This window comes from Blastococcus sp. KM273128 (assembly GCF_021698975.1).
Lineage (GTDB): Bacteria > Actinomycetota > Actinomycetes > Mycobacteriales > Geodermatophilaceae > Blastococcus.
The window spans coordinates 1-1,628 of record NZ_SSXA01000154.1 but is presented as its reverse complement, the minus strand read 5'-3'; the positions used below and the strand labels follow the sequence as shown (position 1 = coordinate 1,628).

The window sequence follows — 1,628 nt, the reverse complement described above, 5'->3', positions numbered from 1 at the left end:
AGCCGGTGGTGCCGGCTGCGGCGCGGGCGTGGGCTCCGGCTCCGGCGCGGGGGCCGGCGCCGGCGTGCCGCGCATCGCCGTCGACCCGTCGGCCCCGAGGACCAGGTAGCCGGCGACGCCGGCCGGGACCAGCCCCGCGGCCTCGGCGGCCCGGGCCACGTCGGCGGGGGTGTCGCCGGCGACGACGAGCTGCTCGAGGCGCTGCACCTCCTGGGCGCGCGCGGCGTTGTCGACGCGCATCTGCGTCGCCTTCAGGGAGTCGACCGCGATGGCGGTGTTGAGCACGAGCAGCCCGAGGGTGGTGAGGGCCAGCAGGCCCACGGCCAGGAGCACGAACGGCGCCGTGCGCGACCGCTCGGCGGCGCGCGGCTGCCGCCGCGGCCGGGCGGCGGCACCGGTGGGGACCAGCCGCAGCTCCGGGCGGGGGGTGGCCCGGCCGGTGCCGCGAGCGCCCGGGGCCGAGGCGCGGGGTGCCGGGCCGGTGGCGCGGGTGGAGCCGGCGCGGGTGGGCACCGCGCGGGAGGGGCTGGTGCGGACGGCGGCGCGGGTCATGCCGCCCGCCGGATCCGCTCGGCCGCCCGGACGCGGGCCGACGCCGCCCGCGGGTTGCCGGCGGTCTCCTCGGGCCCGGGCGCCTCGCCGCCGCGGGTGAGCAGCCGCAGCACCGGGCCGTGCTCGGGCAGCGGCACCGGGAGGTCCGGCGGGGTGCGGTCCGCCGCTCCCGCGGCCAGGGTCTGCTTCACGATCCGGTCCTCCAAGGAGTGGAAGGTGATGACGGCGAGGCGCCCGCCGACGGCGAGGGCCTCGATCGCGGCGGGGAGGGCGCGCTCCAGCACCCCGAGCTCGTCGTTGACCTCGATCCGCAGCGCCTGGAAGGTCCGCTTCGCGGGGTGGCCACCGGTCCTCCGGGTGGCCGCGGGGATGGACTCCCGCACCAGCTCGGCCAGCCGCGCGGTGCCGGTGAACGGCTCGCGGGCGCGCTCGCGGTCGATGGCGGCGGCGATGCGGGAGGCGAACCGCTCCTCGCCGTAGACCCGCAGCACCCGGGCCAGCTCGCGGGGCGGGTAGGTGTTGACCACGTCGGCGGCCGTGCGCGGGGCGGCGGGGTCCATCCGCATGTCCAGCGGGGCGTCGGTGGAGTAGCTGAACCCGCGGTCGGGCCGGTCGAGCTGCAGCGAGGAGACGCCCAGGTCGAACAGCGCACCCTGCACCTCGGCGATGCCCAGCCGGTCGAGCACGTCGGGGAGCTCGTCGAAGACGGCCGGCACGACCGTGACCCGCCCGGCGTGCCCGGCGGCCTCGATCCGGCGGGTCGCCTCGGCCCGCGCCTCGGGGTCGCGGTCGAGGCCCACGACGCGCAGGCCGGGGTGCGCCTCGAGCAGGGCGAGCGTGTGGCCGGCCAGCCCGAGGGTGGCGTCGACCACGACGGCGCCCTCGGCGGCGCAGGCGGGGCCGAGCAGCTCGACGACGCGGTCCAGCAGCACGGGCACGTGCACCGGGCGCTGCGCCGGCCCGGGGGCCGCGGCAGGTCCGGTGCTGCTCATCGTCTGCTGCCTCTCGGTTCGGCCCGGGCTCCCGCGATGGTGCCGCGCCGTGGCCGGCCGCGGGGGGACGGCGGCGGTGGGGCG

2 protein-coding genes are annotated in these 1,628 nt (G+C 80.0%); both read right to left on the bottom strand.

Features of this window, described 5'->3' with window-relative positions:
* A partial coding sequence (locus E9529_RS21360; RefSeq protein ID WP_236833266.1) for a hypothetical protein occupies positions 1-552 on the bottom strand: 552 nt, incomplete at its 3' end.
* Positions 549-1,544 (bottom strand): 16S rRNA (cytosine(1402)-N(4))-methyltransferase RsmH, encoded by a 996-nt coding sequence (rsmH, locus tag E9529_RS21355; protein ID WP_236833265.1) that lies wholly within the window; start codon positions 1,542-1,544, stop codon positions 549-551. The genes rsmH and E9529_RS21360, both read right to left, overlap by 4 nt.
* Positions 1,545-1,628: the final 84 nt, after the last annotated feature.